Source organism: Mammaliicoccus sp. P-M58 (assembly GCF_022386165.1).
Lineage (GTDB): Bacteria > Bacillota > Bacilli > Staphylococcales > Staphylococcaceae > Mammaliicoccus > Mammaliicoccus sciuri.
This window is the reverse complement of the sequence record NZ_JAJNJI010000028.1, coordinates 1-2434: the sequence shown is the minus strand read 5'-3', so window position 1 is coordinate 2434 and position 2434 is coordinate 1. Positions and strand designations below refer to the sequence as shown.

2 protein-coding genes are annotated in these 2434 nt (G+C 32.1%); one reads left to right on the top strand and one right to left on the bottom strand.

Features of this window, described 5'->3' with window-relative positions; translation table 11 throughout:
* Window positions 1-228: 228 nt before the first annotated feature.
* Entirely contained in the window at window positions 229-1374 is a 1146-nt protein-coding gene (gene norA / locus LQ694_RS15355) for a multidrug efflux MFS transporter NorA (RefSeq protein WP_048541708.1), read from the bottom strand.
* Window positions 1375-1527: 153 nt separating this feature from the next.
* On the opposite strand from norA, the gene LQ694_RS15610 reads away from it, so the two are divergent.
* The gene (locus LQ694_RS15610; protein WP_481817155.1) at window positions 1528-2343 is read left to right on the top strand and encodes a MerR family transcriptional regulator; all 816 of its coding nucleotides are present in this window, start codon (window positions 1528-1530) and stop codon (window positions 2341-2343) included.
* The last annotated feature ends 91 nt before the right edge of the window (window positions 2344-2434 follow it).

Sequence of the window (2434 nt, the reverse complement as noted above, 5' to 3'; positions counted from 1 at the left end):
ACAATGCTTCTATTTATCTTGTTTAGTCAGTCTTGATAAATACAATGCTTCTATTTATCTTGTTTAGTCAGTCTTGATAAATACAATGCTTATATTTATCTTGTCGACCCCATTTCTATAATTACAAACCTCTCTATCCATCACACCATCCCCAATACACTCCTCACCCCATTTATTTCTCCCAAAAAGAAAGTCAGGGGCATCACGCGAGATGTCCCTGACTTTTTATTAGAATTTTAATTTATCTGGTCTATAAAATGCGATGATAATTGAAGCGATGATAAAGAATGCCATGGCTATAAATAACGGGAAGTCGATTTTAATATCGAATGCTGCTCCGGCTACTAATGGTCCTATCAAGTTACCAACGCTTGTGGCTGCTGAGTTCAAGCCACCTGCTGTTCCTTGGTTATTACCTGCTAATTTAGAGAAATAGTTCGTCATAGATGGTCTGATCAAATCAAATCCTATAAATATTACGAAACTGACTAACATCACAGTAATATAGTGAGAAGCATATACAAAAGCTCCTAGAATTAACACTGAATAAATTAATGAGAATAGCGTTAATTTAATTTCACCGATCTTACCGACAAGTTTCTCGAATAAGAATAATTGGAATATAACCCCTACTATAGCTCCACCTGTAATCGCGATAGAAATATCTTTCGGTTCAAAGCCTACTTTCTCTGCTGTATATAATGAGAACATTGTTTCAGTAGATGCTAAACCGTAAGACAATATCAACATAATGATGACCGGTACGACAAACAATTTATATGGAAATGGCTCTTTGACTTTAGGACGTGCTGTTTCATTTGAATCATCGTCACTTGCTTCTTTTAAAAGGAATACTGAGAATAACAAAGCGATGATGCCAAGTGCACCAGCAAAATAAAAAGGCATCCTATGCGAAATTTCTGCTAAGAATCCTCCTACACCCGGTCCAACTATGAACCCTGTATTAATAACGGCTGACATATAACTAAAGTTCTTTGCTCTATTTTCTGAAGTTGATAAGTCACCAATCATACCATTTACACCAGGCATGACAAACGCTGCGCTTATGCCACCTAATACTCTTGAAACTAAAAGTATTGAAAATGTATTACCCATCGCGAAAATAAATTCTGAAATGGAGAATAACAGCAGGCCGATAATGATAATAATTTTTTTACCAAACTTATCTGCAAATCGTCCTCCAAACGGTGAAGCGATCATTTGGAACATTGCAAATACTGCGACCAGCATGCCTAAATCACTTCCATTTAAATCTAAATCATGCAAAATTGTAGGTAATACTGGTATGACAATACTAATACCTAAAAACATTAAAAATATATTAAAATATAAAACGTTTAACTTATTATTCATTTTAGACCTCCTTCTTCATTACTTTTATAAATATTAAGTGATTTTCACTATATTCTAATCTATTTATTTTGATTTGCATAACATAATGCAATCTTTAATATATACAATTTATAGTGTATAGTAACTATACAGTCAATAGGAGGAACTTAATTTATGCAAAAAATTAATCAAATACCTATAAGTGAGTTTGCAAGCTTAACAAATGTTAGCCGTCAGACACTCATATACTATGATAAAATCAATCTTTTTAAACCAGATTATAAGAATGAAATTGGGTACCGATATTACTCTATTAAACAAACTGAACTTATAAGTGTGATTACTTTATTGAAAGAACTCGGCATGCCACTGAAAGAAATTAAAGAATACACGCAAAATAAATCACCAGAGCACTTTTTAAATTTGATGACACAACAGAAGAAAACGATTCAAGAGCAGAAGAAGCATTTAGAATACAATGAAATGATCATTGATAGTAAGATTCAACTCATCAGAGACGCAATGGAAACATCCTTTGATCAAATTGAAATTGAAGAATATGATGAAATGACTTTCTATATCAGTGACAACATCGCGAATGCTTCAGAACTCGATTTCTTAATTTCGATTAACCAGTTTATTGATGAGCTGAAATCACACGAAATTTTTTCTAGTCAGCCAATCGGTGTCGTAACGCATAAAAATGATATTTTAAGTGGTAATTACTATCATTATAGTTACCTTTACGTGAATATCCCAAATTCTAAAAAGCACTACAAAAATACCGTTACGTTAAAAGGTAAATATTTAGTCGGTTATTATATAGGCATTGATGAGCATGTTGAAGAAGCGTACAACAAAATGTTAAATAAAATCGATGAATTGAATTTAACAATGGGTGAATATGTATATGAAGAATATGTATTTGATTCAGTTATTAAAAATAATGAGAATGAATATATCACTAAAATTATGATTGAAATCATATAAAAACGCGGTAATAAAAAGGCAAGACGCTTATTATATTTGGTAATAATGAATATTATCCGTGGACAACATCGTTATAATAATCATATTGTCG

Coding starts and splice junctions, on each gene's coding strand:
- LQ694_RS15610 (WP_481817155.1), top strand. CDS start 1,528: ATGCAAAAAATTAATCAAATACCTATAAGTGAGTTTGCAAGCTTAACA.
- norA (WP_048541708.1), bottom strand. CDS start 1,374: ATGAATAATAAGTTAAACGTTTTATATTTTAATATATTTTTAATGTTT.